At 70.0% G+C, this 24,166-nt stretch carries 18 protein-coding genes and 3 pseudogenes; 15 read left to right on the plus strand and 6 right to left on the minus strand.

Going from position 1 to position 24,166, the window contains the following annotated elements; all coding sequences use genetic code 11:
* Nucleotides 1-74: 74 nt before the first annotated feature.
* The 9 genes from Q4V64_RS21935 to Q4V64_RS21975 all read left to right on the plus strand — a co-directional run bounded on the left by Q4V64_RS21935 (nt 75) and on the right by Q4V64_RS21975 (nt 10,714).
* Complete coding sequence (locus tag Q4V64_RS21935) at nt 75-734, plus strand: DUF308 domain-containing protein (RefSeq protein ID WP_124441423.1); 660 nt, start codon at nt 75-77, stop codon at nt 732-734.
* A gap of 122 nt (nt 735-856) precedes the next feature.
* Complete coding sequence (locus tag Q4V64_RS21940) at nt 857-2,206, plus strand: hypothetical protein (protein ID WP_124441422.1); 1,350 nt, start codon at nt 857-859, stop codon at nt 2,204-2,206.
* Nucleotides 2,207-2,209: 3 nt separating this feature from the next.
* A complete protein-coding gene (locus Q4V64_RS21945; RefSeq protein ID WP_124441421.1) occupies nt 2,210-3,073 on the plus strand; it encodes a YhjD/YihY/BrkB family envelope integrity protein in 864 nt (287 codons plus the stop codon).
* A 146-nt stretch (nt 3,074-3,219) separates the two neighbouring features.
* Nucleotides 3,220-3,687: an SHOCT domain-containing protein gene (locus Q4V64_RS21950; protein WP_124441420.1), complete on the plus strand. Its 468-nt coding sequence runs from the start codon at nt 3,220-3,222 to the stop codon at nt 3,685-3,687.
* Nucleotides 3,688-3,717: 30 nt separating this feature from the next.
* Nucleotides 3,718-4,215 (plus strand): hypothetical protein, encoded by a 498-nt coding sequence (locus tag Q4V64_RS21955; RefSeq protein ID WP_124441419.1) that lies wholly within the window; start codon nt 3,718-3,720, stop codon nt 4,213-4,215.
* A 17-nt stretch (nt 4,216-4,232) separates the two neighbouring features.
* Nucleotides 4,233-5,570 (plus strand): diacylglycerol kinase family protein, encoded by a 1,338-nt coding sequence (locus tag Q4V64_RS21960; protein WP_124441418.1) that lies wholly within the window; start codon nt 4,233-4,235, stop codon nt 5,568-5,570.
* Nucleotides 5,571-6,160: 590 nt separating this feature from the next.
* Nucleotides 6,161-6,727 (plus strand): Uma2 family endonuclease, encoded by a 567-nt coding sequence (locus Q4V64_RS21965; protein WP_124441416.1) that lies wholly within the window; start codon nt 6,161-6,163, stop codon nt 6,725-6,727.
* A gap of 747 nt (nt 6,728-7,474) precedes the next feature.
* On the plus strand, nt 7,475-8,581 hold the full coding sequence (locus Q4V64_RS21970) for a substrate-binding domain-containing protein (protein WP_124441414.1): 1,107 nt from the start codon (nt 7,475-7,477) through the stop codon (nt 8,579-8,581).
* Between the two features lie 567 nt (nt 8,582-9,148).
* Nucleotides 9,149-10,714, plus strand: coding sequence for a phosphodiester glycosidase family protein (locus Q4V64_RS21975; RefSeq protein WP_216377634.1), 1,566 nt, complete (start codon nt 9,149-9,151; stop codon nt 10,712-10,714).
* Nucleotides 10,715-10,949: 235 nt separating this feature from the next.
* Here Q4V64_RS21975 and Q4V64_RS21980 read toward each other — a convergent pair.
* Nucleotides 10,950-11,192, minus strand: a pseudogene (locus Q4V64_RS21980) (IS200/IS605 family accessory protein TnpB-related protein); the annotation flags it as partial.
* A 237-nt stretch (nt 11,193-11,429) separates the two neighbouring features.
* On the opposite strand from Q4V64_RS21980, the pseudogene Q4V64_RS21985 reads away from it, so the two are divergent.
* Nucleotides 11,430-11,655, plus strand: a pseudogene (locus Q4V64_RS21985) (IS481 family transposase); the annotation flags it as partial.
* Nucleotides 11,656-11,849: 194 nt separating this feature from the next.
* Here the strand turns inward: Q4V64_RS21985 and Q4V64_RS21990 are convergent.
* Nucleotides 11,850-12,509 (minus strand): TetR/AcrR family transcriptional regulator, encoded by a 660-nt coding sequence (locus tag Q4V64_RS21990; RefSeq protein ID WP_124441412.1) that lies wholly within the window; start codon nt 12,507-12,509, stop codon nt 11,850-11,852.
* Nucleotides 12,510-12,682: 173 nt separating this feature from the next.
* Here Q4V64_RS21990 and Q4V64_RS21995 point away from each other — a divergent pair, with 173 nt between their 5' ends.
* The 3 genes from Q4V64_RS21995 (at nt 12,683) to Q4V64_RS22005 (ending at nt 15,865) form a co-directional block, all read left to right on the plus strand.
* Nucleotides 12,683-13,801, plus strand: a complete 1,119-nt coding sequence (locus Q4V64_RS21995; RefSeq protein ID WP_124441411.1) for a serine hydrolase domain-containing protein — start codon at nt 12,683-12,685, stop codon at nt 13,799-13,801.
* Between the two features lie 525 nt (nt 13,802-14,326).
* Nucleotides 14,327-14,833, plus strand: coding sequence for a hypothetical protein (locus Q4V64_RS22000; RefSeq protein WP_253267087.1), 507 nt, complete (start codon nt 14,327-14,329; stop codon nt 14,831-14,833).
* A 33-nt stretch (nt 14,834-14,866) separates the two neighbouring features.
* Nucleotides 14,867-15,865: a superoxide dismutase gene (locus Q4V64_RS22005; protein WP_124441410.1), complete on the plus strand. Its 999-nt coding sequence runs from the start codon at nt 14,867-14,869 to the stop codon at nt 15,863-15,865.
* Nucleotides 15,866-16,074: 209 nt separating this feature from the next.
* Here Q4V64_RS22005 and Q4V64_RS22010 read toward each other — a convergent pair whose 3' ends face one another.
* The 4 genes from Q4V64_RS22010 to Q4V64_RS22025 are packed head-to-tail and all read right to left on the minus strand — an operon-like array spanning nt 16,075 to nt 20,694.
* A complete protein-coding gene (locus Q4V64_RS22010) occupies nt 16,075-16,896 on the minus strand; it encodes a TniQ family protein (RefSeq protein WP_253267552.1) in 822 nt (273 codons plus the stop codon).
* Nucleotides 16,897-16,934: 38 nt separating this feature from the next.
* Nucleotides 16,935-17,990 (minus strand): AAA family ATPase, encoded by a 1,056-nt coding sequence (locus Q4V64_RS22015; protein WP_172629638.1) that lies wholly within the window; start codon nt 17,988-17,990, stop codon nt 16,935-16,937.
* Nucleotides 17,987-20,032 (minus strand): Mu transposase C-terminal domain-containing protein, encoded by a 2,046-nt coding sequence (locus Q4V64_RS22020; protein WP_124445746.1) that lies wholly within the window; start codon nt 20,030-20,032, stop codon nt 17,987-17,989. Before Q4V64_RS22020 ends, Q4V64_RS22015 begins: the two co-directional genes overlap by 4 nt.
* Nucleotides 20,029-20,694, minus strand: coding sequence for a TnsA-like heteromeric transposase endonuclease subunit (locus Q4V64_RS22025; protein ID WP_253267553.1), 666 nt, complete (start codon nt 20,692-20,694; stop codon nt 20,029-20,031). The genes Q4V64_RS22020 and Q4V64_RS22025 overlap by 4 nt, the downstream gene beginning before the upstream one ends.
* A gap of 388 nt (nt 20,695-21,082) precedes the next feature.
* Between Q4V64_RS22025 and Q4V64_RS55140 the strand changes: the two are divergent.
* Together Q4V64_RS55140 and Q4V64_RS22035 are read left to right on the plus strand one after the other, a co-directional pair.
* Nucleotides 21,083-21,699 (plus strand): annotated as a pseudogene (locus Q4V64_RS55140) (IS200/IS605 family accessory protein TnpB-related protein); the annotation flags it as partial.
* 116 nt (nt 21,700-21,815) lie between these two features.
* Nucleotides 21,816-24,101 carry an N-6 DNA methylase gene (locus Q4V64_RS22035; RefSeq protein WP_253267350.1) on the plus strand — a complete coding sequence of 762 codons (2,286 nt, stop codon included), beginning with the start codon at nt 21,816-21,818 and terminating at the stop codon, nt 24,099-24,101.
* Nucleotides 24,102-24,166 lie beyond the last annotated feature (65 nt).

The raw sequence follows: 24,166 nt of genomic DNA on the forward strand, positions 1-24,166 counted from the left end.
CTCACACACCGCCCCCTCACGCACCGCCCCGTCGGCGGTCCGGAAACGACCGCTCGATCACGCGAGGAGGAGCCATGACCATGCCGAGTGGTCCGCAATCGCGCACCGGACAGGAACACGAGCCCGACGGGGCGACCCCCGGTCCGATGGACGACCCCGCGCAGGCACTGGGGCGGCTCGGCCGTTCATGGACCTGGCTCCTGGCCTCGGCCGCCGCGACCCTGCTACTGGGCGTCCTGGTACTGGTCTGGCCGGAGGCGACCCTGCACATCCTGGCGGTCCTCATCGGCCTGCACCTGCTGGTGACCGGGGCGTTCCGGTTCGTGAACGTCTTCGCACGGAGCGGGCACGAACGGCTCCCAGGGCTGCTCCTGGCCGTGCTGTACGTCCTCGCCGGGGTGCTGTGCCTGCGAAACCCGCTGCAGACGATCGCCGCGCTCTCACTGATCGTCGGGGTCGTCTGGCTGGTGTCCGGCATCCTCACCCTCTACACGGCGCTTGCCGCCGAGGACCTGCCGCATCGTGGCGTAGTCCTGGGCGTCGCGGTGCTCGCCATCGTCGCGGGGATCGTGGTGCTCGCCCTGCCTGCCGAGTCGGCCCGCGCCCTGACCCGGCTGCTCGGCCTGTGGCTCGTCCTGCTCGGCCTGGGCGAGGCGGTGGTCGCCCTCGCGTGGCGGGCCGCGCTCCGAAAGACGCACCTCACGGGGCCGCACTCCCCCGCCGAGACGGCCTGACACCGCACCCGCCGCTCCGGTGCGCGCGACAAACGCACCGGGCCCGTGCGGTCGCCCCACCACGGTCGTCCCGACCGGCGGCCTTCGTGGCCGGGGCGGCGCACACGCGGAAAGGAGCACCCATGAACCCGGCCTCGACCCCGGATTCGCCGGACTCCGGCGGAGCCTCGCACCAGAAACACGTCATGACCGCCGAGGAGCGAGCGGAATACGAGCGACTGCGCCGTCACGCGGCGGTGCGCCACCGGCGGGTACGCCGCGCCGGCTCCTCGGTCCTCCTCCTGCTGGCCCTGCTGCTCGCGCCCCTGGCCGTCGTCGCGGCCTGGGTCCAGGACACGGTCTCCGACACCGACAGGTACGTGGAGACCGTCGCGCCGCTGGCGTCCGAGCCGCCCGTGCAGGAGGTCGTGATCAACCGGCTCACGGACCGGGTGGTTGCCAACGTGGACGTCAAGGCGGTGACGGACTCGCTCACCAAGGCCCTCCAGGACGCCGGGGCACCACCCCGCGTCGTGGAGGGGGCCGAGTCCCTCGAGGGTCCGCTGCGCAACGCGGTCAGGACCGTCGTGGACCGCACCGTGACCCGCGTGATCACCAGCGACGCCTTCCAGCAGGTGTGGGAAGGCGCCAACCGACGGTCGCACGCGGCAGTGGTGAACATGCTCACCGGTGAGAGGGAGGGCGCTCTGCGCGCCGAGGGCGACACGGTCCAGCTGGACGTGGGAGCGGTCGTCGACGAGGTACGGGAGCGGCTCGTCGACGCCGGCTTCGACAAGGCGGCCGCCATCCCCGACACCGACCGGACGATCACGCTGTTCCAGACCGAGGAACTGGGCAAGGCGCAGGACACGATGCGGCTGCTGGACATTCTCGGCACCTGGCTGCCCGTCCTGACCGTCGTACTCGCCGCGCTCGCCGTGTGGACCGCTCCGGCACACCGGGTGATGCTGATGATCACCGCGACGGGTGTCGGCGTGATGATGGTGGTGCTGCTCGTCGCGCTGGCCGTGGTCCGACGGGTCTATCTGGACTCGGTCCCGCCCACGACGCTGCCCACCGACGCGGCCGCGGCGATCTACGACACGTTCGTCCGGTTCCTGCGCGACAGCACGCGCACCCTGCTGGTCGTCGCGGTGGTCACGGCACTGGTGGCGTACCTGTACGGTCCCGGACGTCCCGCCCGCGCCGTCCGCACGGCGGCGGTACGGGGCACGACGGCCGCCGGCCGGGATCTGCGTCGTGCCGGTGTGCGCACCGGGTCCACCGGACGCTGGCTGGCGGACCACCGGGCATGGACCACGGGTGGCGTCATCGCGGCGGGAGCGCTGGCGCTGGTGCTCTGGAACCACCCCTCGGTCGGAGCGGTGGCACTCGTTCTGGGCATCGCCGTGGCCGTCCTGATCGTGCTGGCGGTCCTCGCGGCCGCCGCGGGCCCGGCCGCCGGGCATGAGGACCGGGCGGCGGCCCCGTGAGCCATGGCGAGGAAACCCGGCTCCGCCCCGGCGCCCCGCAGGCGCACGGCGGTGGAGCGGGCCCTGGCGAGCCTGCGGTCCGGTCCGGTGGCCAGGCTGCTCCCCCGCCTGTCGGCGCTCAACGTCGTGGAGGGCTCCGTGCGGCTGGCCGCGCAAGCCTTCATCACCGCGCTCCCGCTGCTGATGACCGTCGCGGCGTTCGCCCCCCGAGGGGTGCAGGACCTGCTGACCGACTCCCTCCGTGCGGTTCTGGGGGTGCGCGGCAACACGCTCGACGAGGTACGCCGTGCCTTCACCGCCACCGGCACACCACGGGACGCCGCCGGAGCTGTGGGCGTGGTGGTGACTCTCGTGTCCGCCACGGCCTTCAGCCGGGCGCTTCAGGCGGTCTGCGAGCGGTGCTGGCACCTGCCCCGGACACCGGTGCGGGCCGCCGTCTGGCGCTGGCTGCTCTGGCTGCTCGTCTGGCTGGGCGTCCTCCTGGTCCAGGCACCGCTGCGCGGCGGGTTCGGCGGCGGCGCGGTGATCGGAGGAGTGCTGTCCGTGCTGTCGGCGACGCTGCTGTGGTGGTGGTCCCAGCACCTCCTGCTGGGCGGCAGGATCGGCTGGCGGGACCTGCTGCCGGGAGCGCTGCTCGCGGGTACGGGCACGGTCGTGCTGAGCTGGGCCGCCGGGCTGTTCGTGCCCACGGTCATGGAGCGCAGCCTGCGGGAGTTCGGCCCGCTGGGGCCCGTCTTCACGTTCCTCTCCTGGTTGATCGCCGTGTTCCTGGTGGCCGTCTCGGGCCTCGCCCTCGGCCAGTACGTCGCCTCCTCCGACTGGTACCGGACAGCCGCCGTCCCCCGCCGTACGCGGGCCGGACCCTGATCCTGCCCGCCGCGGGAGCGCATCCATCGAGTGCCGGGCCGCCCACAGGATCACCCGCGTCGGGTGAGGCACCCGGCCCTGGCCGTGTCCACGCTGAAGACAGCACACAACGGCGGCCGGGCGAGCGCCGGGGACGGAGAAGAGATATGAGCGCGCAGACGTACCTGGCGTACGACTACCCCCTGCTGAGCGTCTTCTGGAGCATGCTCCTGTTCTTCCTGTGGATCTTGTGGTTCGTCCTGCTCTTCCGCATCGTCGTCGACATCTTCCGTGACGACGAGATGAGCGGGTGGGCGAAAGCCGGCTGGCTGGCGTTCACCGTCCTGCTGCCCTTCCTGGGCGTCTTCGTCTACGTGGTCGCCCGCGGCAAGAACATGGGCCGTCGGGAGGTAGCGCAGGCCCGAGCACAGCAGGAAGCCTTCGACGCCCACATCAGGGAGGCCGCAGGCGGCACGGGCCGGCCCAGCAGCATCGACGAACTCGCCAAGCTGTCCGAGATCCGCGCCCGCGGCGACATCACGGACGAGGAGTTCCGCAGGGCCAAGGAACTGGTCCTGACCGGCCACGGCCCGGCGGAGCACACCGGCTCCACCGCCCGCACCCCCCGTCGCTGAGCATCCGCACACCATGAATCGAGGCGCAAGATGACCGCGATACACACCCGGCCCGCACACACGGCGAAACAGGAATGGGCAACCGGCCTGACGGCCTTCGCGGCAGTGATGCTCTTCCTCGTCGGCCTGCTCGACATCTTCCGGGGCATCATGGCCATCGCCGAGGACGACATCTTCGTCACGACGCGCAATTACGTGTTCGAGTGGGACCTGACCGGCTGGGGCTGGATGCACCTCGCTCTGGGCGTGGTCGCCGTGCTCGTCAGCATCGGGCTGCTCAAGGTCTCGGCGTGGGCGCGCGTCGCCGCCGTGGCCATCGCCGGACTCGTCATCATCGCCAACTTCCTCTCCCTGCCGTACTACCCCGTCTGGTCCGTAGTGATGATCACGATCTCGGGCTTCATCATCTGGGCCGTGTGTGTGGTCCAGCGCGACAACCTCTTCGACCTGTCCGAGGAGCGTCAGCTGTCCGAGGAGCGCCGACCCTACGAGGAGCGCCGAACCTACGGGCAGCGTCCACCGTCGTAGTGCGACGCGGCGTACGTATGGGCAGTGCCGGACGGGCTCGCCTTGCCGTGCTCGCCCTGCTGGCAAGCGTCACGGTGCCGCTCGTCGCCGCCGGTCTGCGGAGCGTGCTGTGGGCGCTGGCCGGCATCGCCGGCCTGGCGCTCGCCGCCGTCGGTGTGTGGTGGACCCTGGCGCACACCGGTGCGCTCCGTGCCCTCGGGGTGGCCCTGTCGGTGACCGCGCCGATCGCTGTCCTCACCCTCTATGCCACGTTCGGCATGCTGGGGCCGGCCCTGCTGTCCCTGGGCCTGTGGCTGCTGGCCGTCACGGCGGCACGTACGGCCCTGACACCTGGTCACGCACCTGGTCGCACCGCCTCCGAACAGACTGTCGCCGAGGCGCCCCGCGCCCCCTGGGTCCTCATGAATCCGCGCTCCGGCGGCGGCAAGGTGGGGCGTTTCGGCCTGGTGGAGAAGGCCCGGACGGCGGGCTGCCGGGTGGCCCTGCTCGACGCGGGCCGACACCAGGACGTCACCGAACTGGCCCTGCAAGCCGTCACCGAGGGAGCCGACCTCCTGGCGGTGGCGGGCGGCGACGGCACCCAGGCGCTGGTTGCCGAGGTCGCGGCGCGCCACAACCTTCCCTTCGTGGTGATTCCCGCCGGTACCCGCAACCACTTCGCCCTCGACCTCGGCCTGGACCGCGATGATCCGGCGGCGGCCCTGGAAGCCCTGACCGACGGCGTCGAGCTGGGCGTCGACCTCGGGTACGCCGCGGACCGGGTCTTCGTCAACAACGCCTCGTTCGGCACGTACGCGTCCATCGTCACCGACCCCGCGTACCGGGACGCCAAAGCCCGCACGACCCTACGCACCCTCCCCGGCCTCCTCACCGGCGAGGACGCGCCCAGACTGCGGGCGCAAGCCGACGGAACTCACCTCGACGGACTTCAGGCAGTCCTCGTCAGCAACAATCCCTACGGACGTGCCGTTGACGCGGCCCATCCAGGGCGCAGGGAACGGCTGGACTCGGGCCTCCTCGGTGTCGTGTGCGTGCGGGTCGGCAACACCGCTCAGGCGGCGCGCATCGTGCGCGGTCCGCGCTCCGGGCAACTCATCCGGCTGAACGCCGGGGAAGTCGTCGTCGAAGCCGGCACGGACACCCTCCCGGTCGGCATCGACGGAGAGTACGTCGTTCTACCGTCACCCGTCGTGTGCCGCAGCGCGCCCGGGGCGCTCCGGGTGCGTGTGCCGCGCCGTCGCCCCCACGCACCGCTGGTCAGCGGCGGGGCGACCGACTGGCCGCGCGTGGCACGGTTGGCGCTGGGCCGCCTCTCCCCTGGCTCCACCTTGGGGACGGCAAACTTATGGCAGTGACCGTGCCGCGGTAAGGGCTGTCACCTGATTGGGCGGCGTCCTCTCCGCGTAGCCCGCCCAGGTGGTGGTAGATCGTGGAGACCGACGTTGTCGTATGGGGTGGGTGTGCTCTTCGCTGACGAGCAGTTCGCCGATCTGTTTCCGTCCCGGGGCAGGCCCGCGTGGTCGCCGGGGCGGCTGGCGCTGGTACTGGTGCTGCAGTGGGCGGAGACCTCAGGCGGCCGTTCTCCACTCCGTAGGGCTCGCTGCAGGAGCGGTGTTCCCGGCCAGTAGAAGCGGCCGAAGCGGCACGCTAGGGGCGGGTGGAGCACCGCAAACACGAACAGCACCTGGCACCCCCACCTTTACTCGCGAGCGAGCCGAAGCTCTGCGGGTCTCGGCGGCGACGCCGTCAGTGGCCACCCTCGTGGTGGCGGCAGCCGCCGGGGAACTGCTCCCGGAGAGCGTGGAACCGGGACAGGGACGGAGGAGACGCCGATGACATTGATGCATGCAGGGAATGATTTGTCCGGCGCTCTCGGGTCCCGCAGGGACAGTACGCTGATTCCAGCGGGATCAGGCCCGCCCGACGGGTGTCCGGGAGGAGCGTCATGACTGCCGAGACGGTGGCCCCTGCGTGGATGCATGAGCAGATCACGGCGGAACAGTACGACTCCTGGTCCGAGGAGCAGTGTTCGGGGATCGAGATCGTGGACGGGATGGTCGTCGTGAGTCCCAGTGCGTCCAAGCGGCACAACCGCCTCGCCCGGATCCTGGCGAACGCGCTGGATGCCGCGGCCGGACCGGACTGGAACGCCGACACGGACTTCGATGTCCGCCTCCAGGACGTGCCGCTCACCAACCGCCGCCCAGACGTCGTGATCTATCGGGCGGACACCATCGACGTCACACCCACTCGCCCCGAGCATGTGCTGTTGGTGGCCGAGGTCGTCTCGCCGGGGTCGGAGACCACTGACCGGATCGTGAAAGTGGACCAGTACGCCAAGGCTGGTATCGCGTTCTACTGGCGGATCGAGCAGGCCGCCACCGGCGTTCCGCTGATCTACACCTACGTCCTCGACCCGGCGACAAACAGTTACCGGACCGGCGACATGTTCACCGGTGTCGTCAAGGTTTCCGCTCCCTTCACCGTGGAGATCGACCTCGGCCAGCTCTGACTCGCGCTCAAGCGTCACCAGCGCGAGCCTCCACGCGAAGCCGATCAGGAGCCGGCACCACATAGCAACGCCAGGGCACCCCGCGGCAGGGATTCGATCCCACTCCTGAAGCGGGCGCCGCAGGTTCGAATCCTGCCGGGAGCACAGAGAAACACCTGGTCAGGGCCCTTCCGTCCGTCTGACAGGAGGGCCTTCGTACGCGCAGCACACATATGGCACACATACGGCTGCGGGCAGAGGTGGGGAGCTGTGCGAGATGCCCCGCGAAGGACGAGCCGGCCCGGCGCCGGTACGAGAAGCTGGTCGACCGGCTTGAGTCGCTGATGCGGGCCGTTCTGAAGCCGGAGCACGAGGGCTACTACGGACAGCTGATCCTCGGCGCTGAAGTGGCGGCCGCTGCTGCGATTGGCCGAGCCTGGCAGGAAGGCCAGTCATCGTCGGTGGTCCCCTGTCGCCCGGGCTCAGAAATCAGGGCCTTCCTCGAGTGAGGCAGGTCGGGACTCAGGAAGAGGATGCTGCGGTCGCGCTGCCGCCGGCAGCCGATGCCATGGCTCTGGCGGGAGCAGCCCTGTTGTTGTTCTTGGTCGGGATGTCGCAGTCGGAGCGAATCATGAGAGCATACCGCGAGACACCATCTCTCATATCGTAATACGGGCTCGGCGCTGGGGTCGCCTCCGCGTTGGCTTTTCAGTCAGGTGGGCCGCAATGCAGCGCCCACGTCCGGATCGCACCCGAAGTGAGCTCCCGATGCGTCGTATCGCCATAGCCGTGGCCGCCGCCACGATCTCCGTCTCGCTCGCCGGCTGCGGCACGCTCAACGCGACGGGCAGCGACGACGCGAGCCCGACCAAGGGCAACGACATCACCGTGGGTCTGCTGCTGCCGGAGAAGTCCAACCCTCAGTACGAGCAATTCCACTACCCCGTCATCAAAGCGAATGTCGCATCCCTCACCCACGGCCAGGGCCGGGTCGAGTACGCCAACGCCGAGGCGGACGCGGGCAAGCAGGCCCGGCAACTGCAGCAGATGATCGACGACCGGGTCGACGTGATCCTGCTGGACCCCATCGACACGCACGCCATCGCCAACGAGGTGACGAAGGCCAAGGAGGCCGGTATTCCGGTCATCTCCTACGACCGGCTGGCCGAGGGTCCGATCGACGCGTACATCACCTTCGACAACGAACTCGTCGGCGAGGTGCAGGGCCGCTCCCTGCTGACCGCCCTCGGTAAGGACGCCGGCGTCTCCGACAAGATCGTCATGATGAACGGCATGCCCACCGACCCCAACGCCAAGCAGTTCAAGGCGGGCGCGCTCAACGTGCTCGAAGGCAGGGTGACGATCGCCAAGTCGTTCGACACCGAGGGCTGGAAGCCGGCGAACGCCGAGAAGAACATGACCGTGGCGATCAACGAGATCGGCAAGGACGACATCAAGGCCGTCTACGCCGCCAACGACGGCCTGGCGGGCAGCATCGTCAAGGCACTGAAGGCCGCGGGCGTGACTGACCTGCCGCCGATCACCGGGCAGGACGCGGAACTCTCGGCGGTGCAGCGGATCGTCACCGGCGAGCAGTACATGAGCGTGTACAAGCCGTACCCGCAGGAGGCCGAGAACGCCGCGAGGATGGCTGTGACGAAGGCCCAGGGCAAGAACATCCAGTTCGACGCCCTCACCAGCCAAACGGCCCACAGCCCCACCAACAAGGGCATTCCCACGCAGCTCGTGCCCGTCATCGCCGTGACGAAGGACAACATCAAGGACACGGTCATCAAGGACGGCATGTACAAACTTTCCGACATCTGCACGCCCGAGCTCACGGCCGACTGCGCGGCGACAGGCCTGAAGAAGTAGGTCCGCGGGGGCGAAGGATCAGCAAGGCAACTTCGAAGAACAGCGACGCCTCTCGGACGGCGGCAACGCAGCGGCCACCGACCAGCTGCTCGAACTCGCCACCGAGCAGGACAACATGGACGAGCTACGACGCCTCGCTGACTTGATCCGGTTGACGTGGCCCTCCACGACGCCGGAGTTCCGCGGTGCTGAGAGGCCGGCAGTGACGGCGCCGAGGTCGCGTTCGAGGTGCTGGGGGAACCTGCGGAGACTGGGCAGGTCGGTAGCGGCAGGCGGCTGAGGCCGACGTCGCCCCTGGTCAGCGCACCGCACCGCCGAACGCGAACTCACCCGTGGTTGGCCTGAGGCAAGTTCACTGGCCGGACCTCTGGCATTCACTCGTGGGTTCAGTCGTCGCTCGAGAACTCGCGTTCGCTGCACAGGAGTTGCGTTTGCCAAGCATGAACGCGCGTTTCGAGCGCCGTGTCATGTGTGCAACCCAGTGTGTGCAAGTGAGCTGTGCACGCGATGCTCGTCCGCGACCTAGGAGTGCCTGTGGCCCTCGTACGCCGTTCGTTCCGAGTTTCCGTGAAGGCGTCGGCGGTTGCCGTCGCCGCGGCGGGACTTGTCGCCCCCGGAGTCGTCGTCGACCAGTACGACAACACCGCAGCCACTGCTGCCACCACAGCCACCGCTTCGACGACCGCCGTTCCTCGGCCGATCGCCGACTGGCAGCACGATCGCCTCGCCTCCGGAGTCGATCTGTACCAGGGGCGGATCTCGGGCCGTCCCGGTGCGGACCACTGGACGGTCACGGTACGTGCCGGCGGCGCTCACCTCGCCACCGAGCAGGGCGCGGAGGCGCTGGCGGAGCGACTGCGTGGCGCCGGGTTCAGCGCTCGTGGTGAGCGGGTCGAATGGCCGCGGGGTGCGGACCGCAAGGGGCTGGTGGGTGTGCGGGTCCGGGTGGGGGAGTACGCCGCCCGGAACGAGGCCGAGGCGCAGCGTCAGGCCCTCGCGGCCGCGGGGTTCGACGCTGTCAGCGAGTGGACCGGCGCGGACGGTGTGCCCGGGACCGGTCTTGCCCAGGTCAAGGTGGCGATCATCGACCCGAAGCGTTACGGCGGTGCGCTGAAGGCGACGTACGGCATGGGTGTCGCCGGCCGGGAGAAGGTGAGCGACATGGCCGTCGGCGACGACGCCCTGCTCGGCGTCAACGCGGGCTTCTTCGTCATGGAGGGCAAGGACGGCGTGCCGGGCGCCTCGGCCGGTATTGCCGCGTACGACGGGGAGCTGCAGAGCGCGGCGACCAACGGCCGGATCGCGGCGGTGCTGCGCGGCGACGGTCTGCGCCCGGAGTTCAAGAAGCTCCGCACGGAGCTCAGGGTCGGAGCGGCCGGGGCGTCCGCGATCGTGGATGGTGTCAACCGCGTGCCCGGCCTGGTCCGCAACTGCGGTGGCGTCGGCGGCGACTCCCCGACCGAGCGGCCGCAGCACGATGTGACCTGCACCGATCCCGACGAGATCGTCGAGTTCACCGACGAGTTGGGCGCGCGCACCCCGGCCGGTGACGGCGTCGAGGCGGTGCTCGACGCGAGCGGCCGGGTGCGGGAGGTGCGTCCGCGCGGCGGTGCCGTGCCGGCTGGCGGCAGCGTCCTGGCGGGCGTCGGTGAAGGAGCCTCCTGGCTGCGTACGCACGCGAAGCCGGGCAGCGAACTGAAGGTGCGGCAGCGGATCCTGGACGAGCGCGGCCGCGAGCTCGAACTCGGCCCGCAGGACGACATCGTCAACGGCGGCCCCGAGCTGGTGCGCGACGGAAAGGTCGCGGTGAACTACGGGGCCGACGGCATCGAACGGATCGGCGACCCGTCCTTCGCGTACACCTGGGGCATCAAGCGCAACCCGCGCATGCTCCTGGGCGTCGACCGGCGGGGCCGTGTGCTCCTGGTCGCCGCGGACGGCCGCCAGCCCGGCTACAGCGACGGATTGGGGCTCGCCGAAGGGGCGGAGCTGATGAAGTCGCTGGGTGCGGTGCGCGCCATGGCCCTTGACGGCGGTGGTTCGGTCACCACGGTGGTGAACGGCAAGGTGATCAACTCGCCGTCGGACGGCACCGAGCGGGCTGTGGGCGACGCGTTGCTGCTCACCCGCTGACGGCCGGCGTCATCCAGGTTGTCAGGTCTCGTGTCCGGCGGTGCGGGCGCAGGGCTGCGTCGGCCGCGCCCTCGCCGAACCAAGCCTCCGCGACCGCGTCCGAGCAGTCGTTCATGCCTACCGCCAAGGCAGGCCTGGTGACCTGACGCGACACTTGGGCGACGGGTATCACGCCGGGCGCGGCGGCGCCCGCCTACCGCAGCCGCGAGTTGGGCTTGAGCACCGCGACGGTGACGATACTGCCCGCCCAGCGCGCCGACGACTTCCCCGTCAGCTCCCGCTCGCGCACCGCCCACCCGGCCGCATCATGACCCAGCCCCTGCCGACACCGCACTGCCAGATCACAGGCGGCCAGCGAACTCAGGAACACCCCCACCTCAGCCAGCATTGCCGCATCCGCCTGCGACACCCGCAGCCGGTCCCTGACCGCGACCCCGGCGGGGCCTTGCACCACGAACGGCGCCGCCAACCACCGCAGCCCGCCGCCCGTTCACCTCCGCCCGAAGTTCGAAGATCCACCGTCACCGCACCGTGAGGCGGCAGCCGCCTCCGGACTGGGCGGTGCCGCGCGCGCATCAGGTCCCCGCGAGCGTCCTCGCATGCCCGCACCAGGTCCCGGGCGGCTTCCTCGGTCTCGCTGGGCACCCGTACAACACGACAGCTCACCGATCCGCAGCAGTCGCGCCAGCCGTTCGGCATCCGACGAGACCGCCCTACCTGCGCCGGCTTCCTCGCCCGCGCCGCCGCGTGGTTCGCCGCCCGAGGCGTCACCGTCGAGCGCGTGTTCACCGACAACGCCTGGGCCTACAGCAAGAACACCTGGCGACAGACAGCGTTTCCCGGCTGGCTGGACTTGTACAACCAACCACCGACCCCATACCGGAACCAGCGGCCGAACCCCAGCCGGCCGCGTCACCAATCTGCCCGGACAGCGCAGCTAGTGCCCCGGCAGGCAACGTTTGCCCGTTAAGGAGCGGCGTCCGGTGCGTGCTCTCGGCGTGCCGGCCGAAAGCCCTCGTACTGGACGTACTTGGGCTTTCGGCCGGTGCGGCGAGTGGGGGCACCTCCCACGCCTTTAGGGCAGTGGGGGAGCGTGCCGGGCGTCGCGACGGGGCGAACGTTGCCTGTCGGGGCACTAGCTCGGGCAGATCGCGGCCTCGATGTGGGCCAGCTGGGCGGCGAGGATCTCTTCGAACGCGGCGCGGCGATCCACCCCAAGGGGGCGGACGTCGCGCGCGAAGTGGGCCAGAGCCGGGAAGCGTTCGGGGTCGGCGCCCAGAACCGCCACGCGGAACAGCTCCATGCCCTGTTCGTACTCTCCGGGGGTGACGGTGCTGACCCCGGCCTCGGAGGCGATCAACGCGGCGATGAGGACCGCAAGCCGGTGGTAGCGCGCCGGGATCTCCTCGTCGGGCAGCCCCGACGTGCGCAGTGCCTGCAGTACCTCTTCCATGACCAGCCGGGAGCCGGTGCCGCTTGATGCGTAGCGTCCCCAGACCGCGGCGAGCTGGGGCTGCCGTCCGAAGGCCTCTCTCACACGCATGGCCAAAGACGTGATGCGCTGCTTCCAGTCACCCTCGGGGCGGTAGCCGTCCATCGCGGCCAGAAGAATCCGGTCGGCGACCGCGCGCAGCAGTTCGGTCTTGCTACGGAAGTGCCGGTAGAGGCTGGAGGAATCGGTCCCGAGAACCGTAGCCAGCTTGCGCACGCTGAACGAATCCGCGTCGCTCGTGCGCAGCAGTTCCGCCGCCGCGTCCAGGATCTCTTCGGTTGACCAACGCCTTCGACCTGCCATCTTGCTCCCCTCAGCAGATCTCAGCCTAACCTATGCACTCGGTGTTGCACGCACCGCGTGCATAATGGGGGGCATAGGCAGGCCGGGCGGGCCGGCATGCCACTCGTGCCCTGTTGTCCGGGTCAGGCGACCGATGCGGAGCTCGCCCCGGGGAACACGAAAGGACGCATGACGTGAAGAACCCACTGGATTGCGCGGCACTGAACGCAGCCATCGAAAACGTCCACCGCGCCGGGATACCGGGACTGTTCGCCGAGGTGCGAGACAGCGACCAGGTCTGGCGCGGCGCCGCCGGGGTCGCCGATGTTGTCACCGGCCGTCCCGTCACCGCCGACATGCGGCACCGAGTCGGCAGCATCACCAAGACCTTCACCGCCGCCGCAGTTCTGCAGCAAGTCGAGAGCGGTCAGATCGGTCTCGACACACCGATCGGCCGGTACCTTCCGAAGCTGGTTCCCGGAGAACGCGGTGACGCGATCACGGTCCGGATGCTGATCAACCACACCAGCGGCCTCGCCGAGTATCTCCCGTACGCCTACCCCTCCCTCAAGGCGTACCCCGCCCTCGCGGACACCGGGCCCCAGAGCCTGGACGACCACCGGCTCACGCGGTTCGACCCCGCGGAACTGATCGAGATGGGGGTCACCGCACCTGCCGTCGGCGCCCCGGGCGGTGCTCCGGGGGTGTACTCCAACACCAACTACCTGCTCCTCGGCGAACTCCTGGAACAGGTGACCGGCACTACGGCCGAGCGGTACATCACCCAGCACGTCATCGAGCGCGCCGGGCTCCGGGACACCGAACTCCCCGCCGGACCGCACGTCAGCGGGCCGCACTCGCAGCTCTACGAGGCATGGTTCGGCATGATCGACCCACCGCGCGACTACAGCGTCTACGACATGTCATGGGTGGGGCCGTCGGCCTCGCTGATATCGACCGTCACGGACCTCAACCGCTTCTTCGGCATGCTGCTGGCCGGGGAGATCGTCAGTCCGTCGTCGCTGGCGCAGATGCAACGTACCGTCCCGGTCGTCTCCCAAGAGGGAAAGACCATCGACTACGGCCTCGGCCTGCACCCGATGGAGGGGCCCGGCCAGGGCACCTTCTGGGGCCATGGCGGCACGGTATGGGGCGGTGGAGCGCTGGCCATGACCCGTGCCGACGGCAAACGGCAGATGTCCGTCGCGGTGAACCTGCAGAGGTGGAACAGGCTCGATTCCTCCGGCAAGCCGCAGCCCCACCCCATCGACGACGCGCTTGTGACTCTGTACCGCGTGGCGATGTACGGCTGACCGGGCTGGCGGTCGGTAATGCTCAGCAGCGAGTTGAGTGAGTGCTGGGGCCGGAGGTGTGGGGCGGGTCGTCCGCGGTGCGCCATGGATGTTCTTCGGCCAGGGGTGCGTGTTCTGGGCTGATTTTCCGGTGGGAACGAGAGTTCCTGAGTCGAACGGGTGACCTTTGCGGGTGGTGCTCGTTGACTGCGGTGACGGGGGTCTTCGAACTCCGGGCGCGGGTGGGCGGGTTGCGGGAGTTGGCGGCGCCGTTCGTGGTGCCCGGTCCCGCCGGGTGGCCGTCCGGGACCGGCTGCGGGTGTCGAAGGCTGACGCGGCGGTACTGGCTGAGGTGGGGGTGTTCCTGGGTTCGCTGGCGGCCGGTGATCTCGCCGTGCGGTGTCGGCAGGGGCTGGCGCATGATGCGGCCGGGTGGGCGGTGCGCAAGCGGGAGCTGACGGGGAAGTCGTCGGCGCGCTGGGCGGGCAGCATCACCAAGGCCACCATGACCAGTGGGCGCTGGCACGGCGCGGGCAGGCAGCACACATGGCCAGGCTGCGCGGCGAGATCGAACGGGTCGAGGCGCGGCTGGCCCGCCCGCTGGGCGCCAGGGCCGACAAGCGGGAAGGCCTGGCGCGCGGGTACGGCTCGCGGGGTGAGTGGCATGCCAAGTCCCGCCGCCTGCAGGCCATGAGGGACCGGACGGCGGTGGTGGAGGCGAACTGGGCGGCGGGCCGGGTACGCATGGTGCGCGACGGCAAACACCTCGCACGCGCCCGCCACCACCTGGCGGCGGCCGGCATGGACGAAACGGCGTGGCGCCAGCGGTGGCAGGCGGAGCGGATGTTCCTGGCCGCCGACGAGGAGTCCGGCAAACGCTTCGGCAAGGACCCCGCGCTCAGCGCCTTTGACCTGGACTTCTTCGACGGCCTACGGCGCTGGCGGCCGGATGGAGCGTCCGGTTCGAGGGTGTACCGCCGGTTCGAGGTGTACCGCCGGTTCGCTAGGCTCGGCCTGTTCTCAACGTCCCCAAGTGCATTACCAGTTCGCTGAGGTCCCACCCCCCACTTCATGGAGGCCCAGAACATGTCCCCGAACCAAGCCCGGCCGTCCCGGCGCACCGTTCTCGGCGGGGCCGCCGCCGCCGCGCTCACGCTGGCGGCCGGTGCCGGCACGGCCAGTGCCGCCGCCGGAACCGTAACGAGTGCGTGGCCGACTGAGTTCCCGCTCCCGGACGGCTGGCTGCCCGAGGGCATCACCATCGGCAGAAAGCCGTACGCCTACATGGGCTCCCGCGCGAACGGCGCCGTCTACCGCACCGACCTGCGCACCGGCAAGGGCGGCGTCCTGTTCGAGGGAGCCACGGGCACGGCATCCATCGGCCTGAAGCTGGACCGCGACGGTCTGCTCTACCTCGCCGGAGGCGCCGGAGGCACCGCGCGCATAGTCGACTCCCGTAGCGGCAAGCTCAAGGCCACGTACCAACTGACCGACAACGCCGCCCCGTTCATCAATGACGTCATCCTCCTCGGCGACCGCGCCTGGTTCACCGACTCGCGCGACGCCGTACTCTACGGCGTACCTCGGGGCCGTGGTGGCGAAGTCCGCAGCCTGCCGCTCGGCGGTGAGTGGACGCAGACGCCCGACGTCAACAACGCCAATGGCATCGTCGACACCCCCGACGGCCGCGGCCTGATCGTCGTCAAGAGCACGCCGGGCGAGCTCTACAACGTGAACCTCAAGACCGGTGAGGCGAAGAAGATCACACTGAAGGGCCAGGCAAATGTCGCCAACGGTGACGGTCTGCTCCGTATCGGCCGCACCTTGTACGTCGTGCAGAACCCACAGACCCTGATCAGCGTGTGGGACCTTTACGTCACGCGGAACCGGCAGAGCCTGGTCAGCGTGTGGGACCTCGACGCGAAGGCCACCACCGCCACTCTGAAGCGGACGATCACCGATCCCCGGTTCGACGTTCCGACCACTGCCGCCCGCTGGGGGGACCGGTTGTATCTCGTCAACGCCCGGTTCACCAGCCCTCAGAAGCCCGAGACGACGTTCAACGGCGTCGCCGTTCCTGCCTAGTGCCGGGGCACTAGCTGCGCAAGAAGGCGCGCCTCCGTCAGTGTCCGTTCTCAATGAGGTTGGTGGACTGCCTGGCTCTGAGCTGGGAGTTGTCATCTTGGAGTGAGACGGTGCCGCACCTTGATGTGTCAGGGGCTGTGCGGCGGGTTCGACCAGGACTTCGTGGGTCAACGAGGGTGGAAGCGGTAGGACCGCTGACCTGCGGGTTGTCAGTCTGATTGAGACAGGGAGAGCCTCGGTCTCAGGGAAGTTGCCAGTTTCTGGAGGGCTGCCAGCTCGCGGCTCCCTGCCTTGAGCTGGAACCGGCGTGCGATCTCCGGGGCCGATTCCTGGTGATCGCGCCAGTGCGGTGATGAGAGCAGGCTGGTGAGGATGACCGTTTCGGGGTAGGTCGCGATCTCGATGCGGTTCGGAGACGGGCGGAGTGGGTCTCCGTAGATGTCTTCGCCGAGGAGATGAATCCGGTCCGTCCACCGCTGTTGGAGCTGTGTCTCGGCGGCGGTGTGGAACCACTTCAGCAAGCTGTCACGTGCGGTGCGGTAGCTCTGCTCGGGGGCGGAGCCCCTGCGGCGGCTCGTGAGTCGCCGGTGGCGCTGGTTGGCTCTGCGAACGTCGGGCAGAACGCGGAGGAGATGCTGCTCGTCGCCCAGGAGCCAGCGGTGATGTCGTGGGCAGACTGCTTCGTGGGGCAGGGTCTCGCGGACGACGAGGCCGTCGATTCCGCGCCGGGCCATGCAGGGGCGGCATGCCGGACGGTGAAGGGCATCGCCGTGGCCGGTGCTCGGGCGTGGACCGATTCGTTGGCCCTCGCTGAGTTCGGCGAGAGCTGGCATCGCATGCACGAGTTCGGCGGGTGCCCGGCCGGTCAGGGCGGATAGTCCGAGCAGGGCCCGTGGGGTCCAGTGGTCCGTGCGGTTGTCGTCACGGCGGTGATGACGGTTGTGACCGAGAAGACCGGCCAGATAGCGGACCGGCAGGCGGTTGGCGTCCGCGAGCCGGTTCAGATAGGAGCCGACCGTCTCGCGGTGCACTGGCGAGAGGGGGACAGGCAGTATGCGCGGGTGTGTACTCAACTGGCCTTCCTCGTCGCGGGAGTCGAGGGACGGCGTCTGGTCTGCTGTGCAACGGCCCGGTCGAGTTCGACTTCATCGAGTCCGGTGCGTGTGATCTTCTCTGTGCCGCTGATGATGGCGTCCAGTGCGGCTTCGCGGACGAGGTGGGACAGGCTGCCGATCATGCCCCCGGTGCGGTCGTGCAGGTAGGCGCTCAGCTTGAGGAGGGTCTGCGGGCGGTGGGCATAAAGCCGTAGGGCCTCCTCCAGCGTGGTCACCAAGGACTGCCAGGCTTCTTTGTCCTTGGCCGTCTTGTGGGGGAAGGGGCGAGTGGTGATCTCGGTGTAGCGGCTGGCGATCTGCCCGCCGCGGCGGCCCGTGAACAGCCCAGTGTCCTCAACATCGACTCCGGCCAAGACGAACGTCGCCGGGATGCGCTCGGACAGATACTTGATCTGATCGGAGGCTTCGGCGCCGGTCTTGGTGCGGATGTCGAGGTTATGGAGCTCGTCGATCAGCACCAGGCGGCAGCTCCTGCTGCAGAGCAGGTCGCAGACGCGGTTGGTGATGTCGACCTGGCTGAAACGGCTGGGCAGCGGCAGGCCGATGAAGCGGGCGAGTTCGACCGCGAGCATCTTGGGTGTCGCTGCGGGCGGGACGGTGACATAGACGACGGGCAGGGCCTGGTGCCCGACTTCGCCGCGGCGGCGGCCGAGGAGTTCGTAGTTCTTGCCGAGCTGCGTGATCGCGGTGGTCTTTCCCGTGCCCGCGGGCCCGCTGACGATCAGTCCGCGGCGGGCCGACTGCTGGCGACGGTTGAGGAGGATCCGCTTGCGGCCGGTGGTGGTGACGTGCTGGATCGTGGGAGTGCGGACGATGACCAACTGCGCGTGATAGTCCTCGCGTTCACGCTCACGGGCAGTCCGCTGGTCCGGACTCAGACGCTGAATTGCGGCGGGTGAGAGCACCTCGGGAGGCATGGTCTCTTCGGCGACGAAGCATGCCCAGCCCTCCTTCGTGCTCAGCGGGTGGACGTCCTCTGGTTCCTGCCCGGCGTCCGGGGGCGGGTTCATGGACGGCTCCCGTCGGTGAAGGCGTCGAAGACCCCGAAGGGAATGACCTTGCCGACTGGTTGGTCCTCGTCCTCCGGGCCTTCCTGCGGTTCTTCGGGGAGGGCAGGCCGAAGGCCAGGGTGAACGGGGTGGCTGGCTGCCGCGTGGGTGCGGGCGGCAACTTTGCGGTCCGGGCCGTTCTGAGCCCGGGTGAGCAGGTCTTCCACAACTGCGGCGATCGCGCCTTCGTCGGTGTCGTCGGCGCCCTGGGCGGCCAGGACAGAACGGGCGTGTCGCCAGGTGAAGTCGGCGAAGGGGGCGGAGACGGAGTCCAGCCGGGTCCAGGGGACGGTGATCCAGCCGCCTGCCCGGTGATCGCGGATCCAGATGTGGGACAGATCGTAGGGGTCGTAGTGGACTTCCCAGAGGCCGCCCTTGAGGTCGACGCCAGAAGGCTGGCGCCGGTAGGGCGCCAGGTCGCGGCAGTCGTAGGTGCGGTAGTCCATGACGACGCCGTAGTCGTTGATCTTCCGCCACTCCGCGGGCAGGAGTTCGATGTAGTCGTCGCCGGTCAGGCAGACCGGCAGGTGTCCGCTGCGGGCCACAAGCATCGCGTAGACGTCGTTCGGGGACAGAGCCTGGCCCGGCAGGAACGGGCTGCGGAGGCTGTCGTGGGGCCTCGTCTGCCATCGGGCAACGACCCATTCGTCGAAGAGGTCGGCGAGTTCTCGCAGGGTCCAAACAGCCTGGACGTCCTCACCACGCCGGGTGGGGTTGGAGCCGACGTAGCCGGCGACGTGCTGGCAGAACAGCGTGTTGATCGAGGAAAAGGTGCGTTCCACCACGCCTTTGTCGGTCGGGGTGGCGGGCCGGGCCGGCTGGACGGAGACGCCCAGGGTCTGGCAGGCCGTCACGAACGTCTCCGAGATGAACACCTTGCCGTGGTCGACCACGATGGTGTCCGGGACGATCACCGGTTTCGCGGCGGCGTGTTCCAGGCGGGCATCCACGCTCATCAGCCGCGCGTGCGGGATGAGCGAGACGGACATCCGAAGAGCGTCGTGCCAGCCCGGCCGCATCGGCTCGGGGACCAGGATGCGGGCCAGTAGTAGAGCCGCATCCACGGCCTTGGTGCCCGCAGGCCGCAGGACGGCCGCGCAGATCGTCCGTGTTGCGACGTCGACCGCGATGGTCAGCTCGACCCGGCCCGTCACGCCGTCGTCCAGGATCGCCAGCACGTCCAGCGGGGTGGTGTCGATCTGCACGACCTCGCCGGGCCGGGCGGCCTTCGACGGGGTGAACACCCCTTGCGGGCGGCGGGCTCGTGACCGGCGGGCCGTGGCAGTGCCGAAGGAGTGCATCCCCTCCGACAGGGACCGCACCAGCCGGTAGAGGGTGGACCGTGAAGGCAGCTCGACGGCTCCCTCACCGTGACGCTCGACGAGGATCCGCTCAGCCTCGCGGAGCACCCGGCTCCGGGTTCCCGTGGACAGCTTCTCCTGCCCGGCCAGTGCCTCCGTGATGGCGGTGACCAGCCGTTCGTCCGCGTGCCCGGTCGGCTTGGAGACGCGGGTGGCACGGTGGTCGACCAGCCCCCAAAGTCCCTGCTCGCGCCAGCAGCCCCGCAACCGGAACAGGGTCCGGGCGGTCATCGGCGTCCCGAGAGCGGCCAGTTCCTCCGCCTTCGCCGCGATCCGTTCGTTCACCGTGCGCCACTTCGGGTCGTACTCGGGCCGGGGCCTGGCGGTCGGCTCCGCGCCGGGCAGCAGTCCGGTCTCCATCTCGACCATGTGCCGCTCAAGCAACCGGGCCCGCCGCAGGGCGGGCTCGGGAACGGTGTCCAGCAGTCCGAACGACGGCAACCCCGGCGCTTCGGGCAGGGAGTCGAGCATCTCGAAGCCGTCCGCCGCCAGCAGATGGGAGAACAGCACCAACGATGCTCCGCCGGACTCGCCCTGCAGCCGCACCGTGGTGCCGGCCAGACCCGCCACGAGGTGGACCTGTCCGTCGAACCGGACCCGGTCACCGACCCGCAGCACTCCACGAGGCCCCGAGGCAGTCACCGGCCCGCCTCCCCGGTCATCACCACGGTGCGATCACTCAGGCGACGGCCCAGGTCGGCCCGCAGCAGCCCGCGCCAGAGCAGGTGGAAGACCACCGGGAGCACGCCGATCGGATCACCCAGCGTTGCAGCCTGCCCGAGCAACGGTGCGGGAGTCGCGAAGGCCGCGCAGACCGCCGCCGTCATCCCCTCCGACACGGCGAAGCGCGGATGGCGATAGCCCGCCAGCCAGCGCAGATTCGCCACTCGGACGGGATCGATCTCACTGGCGACACGGTAGGCCCAGCCCACCGCGTCACACGCTTCCCGCGCCCGCTTGAACGACTCGGCGGCCCTCTGGTCGATCCGGTCCGCCGGACGGCAGTCCACCACCAGGCCACTTCCGTCCGCAGCCCGCGCGAAGTAGTCCGGAGCGTGTGACCGGCTGCGGCCTGATCCCTCGTCCCGCCAGCTCAGCCAGAACGGCTGCGAGGAGAACCCCGTCACCAGCGGATCGAAGTCGAGCAGCATCGCGTGATCCCGCTCCAGCCACGATTCGAACCCCACATGCCGACCGGTCGTCACCGCCCAGTACAGCCCCGGAAAATGGCGCTGGCCGCGGTACGACGGGAAGTCCCGCACCGGCAGCGCGTCCTCGAAAGCGACATCCCCGGCCTCGGTCAACGGCCGACGTCTCGTCCCGCCGTCCGCTTCAACCCAGCCGATCTCGTACCTCGACGCATCCGCGTACACGGAAACGTGCTCAACCCCCTGCGGCCCTTCAGGCACCGCCGTCCCCACACGAACCCTCATGGGACGACCATCCAGGGTTCGATGACACAGACCAGATCAGATGAGACCCAAACCACCCTGAAGTCGGAAAACCGGGCACCGGCTCACATGCACCACCGAGACCAGCCACGCTGAACTGCCAACTCGTCTGAGAACAGCAGGCTTCACCGATACGGGACAGTAAGAAGGCGCGCCTCCGTCAGGAGCCCACGAGCGACGGCGTTCAGAAGCACTCGCTCAACCTTCGGTGAGAACCGCTCAACCTTCGCTGCGACAGGTCAACCGGGCCACCGCCAACCGGGCGGTGGCCTACCGCATCCACCACGACGTGCTGCGCGCCCGCTGGTATGTGACAGCGTCCTGGCAGCGCGCCGCCGCCCCCATCCTGCCGCTTCAGGCGGCGCTGGCCCGGGGTGTGGTGGGGGTGGACATGAACGACGACCACCTCGCCGCCTGGCACCTCGATACGCACGGCAACCCGGTCGGTGAGCCGCGACGGTTCTTCTACGACGTGACCGGCAGCACCGAGCACCGCGATGCACGGATCCGGCACGTGCTGACCCGGCTGCTGCACTCCCGCCGCTGCGGGGGGCCGCGATCGCCCCCCTCTCGATGGGGGACCTCGACTTCACCGACGGCACCAGCCAAGAGAAGCACGGCCGCAACAAACGCTTCCGCCGCCCCATCTCCCGCTTCCCGACCGCGAAGCTCAAGGCCCGGCTGGTGTCGATGGCCGCCGAACAGGACATCGCCGTCGTCGCGGTCGACCCCACCTACACCAGCCGCTGGGGTGCCCAGCACTGGCAGCAGCCCCTCACCACACCGACTCGCACGATGTCCCGGCACGATGCGGCAAGTATCGCGATCGGGCGACGCGCCCTCGGACACCCGATCCGGCTGGGGACACCTCCAACACTGAAAGCATCGTCAAACAGCTTGACGTCCTTGACGACCGCTGTAAGGTGTTAACCATCCACTATCCGACTGGCCCGAGAGGTGCGGAACCCCACGCCATGCCCGAGCAGCCACCAGCCCAACTGGCGCCCTCCGCGCACGTGACAGCCGCCGAGATCTCCCGCATCGCAGGGGTCACGCGCGCCACGGTCAGCAACTGGCGGCGCCGCCACGACGACTTCCCGGCCCCCAGCGCAGGCACGGAAGCCAGCCCGCTCTACGACCTGTCGGCCGTCCAGGCATGGCTGCGGGGACGCGGGCACACCTCCGCCGCCTCGCCGACCGAGGAGCTGCGTACGGCGCTACGGCTGCTGGGACCCGGCTCGGGAGTGGCCGCGCGACTGTTCCCGCTGGTGGCTGCCGCGTCCCGCCGCACGCCGGAGGAGCTGGCCGAGCTCGCCGCCGCGCCCGACGACCAGTTGATCGCCCGAGCGGAGAAGACCGCGGGCGAGCTCCCGGCCGCCGTGCCCGAGGCCGAGCCGGTCCGCTACGGTCCGGACGACGCGGGCGCGGTCCGCGCGCTGCTGGGTTGCGTCCGCGAGGCGGGGGCACAGGCCGCCGTCGACGTCCTCGCCGAACGCGAACTGGACGAGGGCGCCGCCTCCGGCGTCTACCGGACCCCGGAAGGCCTGGCCCTGCTCATGGCACGGCTTCTGCCCGCCGGCGCGTCCCGCGTCCTCGACCCTGCCTGCGGCAGCGGCACGCTCCTCGCCGCCGCAGCCCGGCAGGGCGCACAGGAGCTGTTCGGGCAGGACTCGCTTCCCGTCCAGGGCCGGCGCACCATGGTCCGGCTGCTGCTCACCGCACCCGAGGCCGGGACGGCGATCCGCGTCGGCGACAGCCTGCGCGCCGACGCCTTCCCCGACGTCACCGTGGACGCCGTCCTGTGCAACCCGCCGTTCGCCGACCGCGATTGGGGTCACGACGAGCTGGCCTACGACCCGAGGTGGGCGTACGGACTCCCACCGCGCTTCGAATCCGAACTGGCCTGGGTGCAACACGCCCTCGCGCACCTGGAGCCCGGCGGGCACGCGGTCATGCTGCTGCCGCCCGCGCTCGCCTTCCGCGCCTCCGGCCGCCGCATCCGCGCGGAACTCATTCGCAGCGGGGCCCTGCGCGCCGTCGTCTCACTTCCCGCACGTGCTGCGTATCCGCTCCACATCGCCCTGCAGATCTGGGTGTTCCAACGCCCCGAGCCGGGCGGCACGGACCGTACGACGGTGCTGTTCGTCGACGGCGAAGGCGAGCAGCGGGGCGGCGCCACGGGCACGCCGTCCGCCACCGATACGGCCACGGCCGGCACCGGCACCCGCGGCGGCTCACGCCCCCGCCGATCCGGCTCCTCCTCTTCCGCCGCCTCCTCCGTCCCCGCCTCGCCCCCCTCTGCCGCCTCCTTGGACTGGGCGGGGCTGACCGACCGGGTCCTCGCCCAGTGGGCCGCGTTCACCACCGCCCCAGACACCTACACCGACGAGCCCGGTGTCGCCCGCGCGGTGCCGCTCGTAGACCTCCTCGACGACGTCGTCGACGTCACCCCGGCCCGCCATGTGCGGGCGACCGCGGCCGACATCGACCCGGCCGCCCTGGCCCGGCGCGTCCACGACCTGCACGAGCAACTGGCCGAGCAGGTCGCCGCCTTGGCGGCCGCCTCCGCGTCCGGCGGATGGCAGCCGTCCGGAGAGGCGGCCCGCGAGTGGCGTACGGCGACCGTCTCCGACCTGGCACGCGGCGGGGCCCTGACCGTGCTGCGGGCGGCGACGCCCGGGACACGAGGCTCCAAGGGCGGCGGCACCGCCCCCACCGTGGACCGGCCGGTCCTCACCGCTCAGGACATCTCCGCCGGAAACCCCCCGTCCAGCGGGCCCGTTGACATCCACGCGGACGCCACGCAACCCGTCGCCGCCGGTGACGTCCTCGTACGCGCCGTCGCCGGCGGCGGCGACGCGCCCGCGATGACCCGGGTCGCCGACGACCAGGACGCCGGAGCCCTGCTCGGCCCGCACATCCACCTACTGCGCCCCGACCCTGCCCGCCTCGACCCGTGGTTCCTGGCCGGGTTCCTCGGCGCCGAGGACAACATCGCCTCCGCGTCCACCGGCAGCACCCTCGTGCACGTCACGCCGGGCCGCCTGCGCGTACCGCTGCTGCCCCTGGAGGAACAGCGGCGCTACGGGGAGGCCTTCCGCCGCGTGTACGAGCTCCGCGCGGCCGTCGGCCGAACCGCCGGCCTCGCCGCCGACACCGCGGCCACCCTCACGACCGGCCTCACCGCAGGCGTACTCCTGCCACCGGACACCACGGACACCCCGGAGACCCCGGAGACCCCGGACAGTCAATCCGTCTGAAACGCCCCACACGTCCCACCGCACACGACCACACTGGATCCCTGCCGTCCCACGCCCGGACGGTG

The sequence above is a fragment of the Streptomyces sp. NL15-2K genome, from assembly GCF_030551255.1.
Classification (GTDB): Bacteria; Actinomycetota; Actinomycetes; order Streptomycetales; family Streptomycetaceae; genus Streptomyces.

Bases quoted from the DNA above. Each gene is read 5' to 3' on its own strand.
- Q4V64_RS21990 (WP_124441412.1), bottom strand. From the start codon at position 12,509: ATGGCAGGTCGAAGGCGTTGGTCAACCGAAGAGATCCTGGACGCGGCG.
- Q4V64_RS21970 (WP_124441414.1), top strand. From the start codon at position 7,475: ATGCGTCGTATCGCCATAGCCGTGGCCGCCGCCACGATCTCCGTCTCG.
- Q4V64_RS22015 (WP_172629638.1), bottom strand. From the start codon at position 17,990: ATGAACCCGCCCCCGGACGCCGGGCAGGAACCAGAGGACGTCCACCCG.
- Q4V64_RS21955 (WP_124441419.1), top strand. From the start codon at position 3,718: ATGACCGCGATACACACCCGGCCCGCACACACGGCGAAACAGGAATGG.
- Q4V64_RS21965 (WP_124441416.1), top strand. From the start codon at position 6,161: ATGACTGCCGAGACGGTGGCCCCTGCGTGGATGCATGAGCAGATCACG.
- Q4V64_RS22005 (WP_124441410.1), top strand. From the start codon at position 14,867: ATGTCCCCGAACCAAGCCCGGCCGTCCCGGCGCACCGTTCTCGGCGGG.
- Q4V64_RS21960 (WP_124441418.1), top strand. From the start codon at position 4,233: ATGGGCAGTGCCGGACGGGCTCGCCTTGCCGTGCTCGCCCTGCTGGCA.
- Q4V64_RS22000 (WP_253267087.1), top strand. From the start codon at position 14,327: ATGGCCAGGCTGCGCGGCGAGATCGAACGGGTCGAGGCGCGGCTGGCC.
- Q4V64_RS22035 (WP_253267350.1), top strand. From the start codon at position 21,816: ATGCCCGAGCAGCCACCAGCCCAACTGGCGCCCTCCGCGCACGTGACA.
- Q4V64_RS21940 (WP_124441422.1), top strand. From the start codon at position 857: ATGAACCCGGCCTCGACCCCGGATTCGCCGGACTCCGGCGGAGCCTCG.
- Q4V64_RS21950 (WP_124441420.1), top strand. From the start codon at position 3,220: ATGAGCGCGCAGACGTACCTGGCGTACGACTACCCCCTGCTGAGCGTC.
- Q4V64_RS21945 (WP_124441421.1), top strand. From the start codon at position 2,210: ATGGCGAGGAAACCCGGCTCCGCCCCGGCGCCCCGCAGGCGCACGGCG.
- Q4V64_RS21935 (WP_124441423.1), top strand. From the start codon at position 75: ATGACCATGCCGAGTGGTCCGCAATCGCGCACCGGACAGGAACACGAG.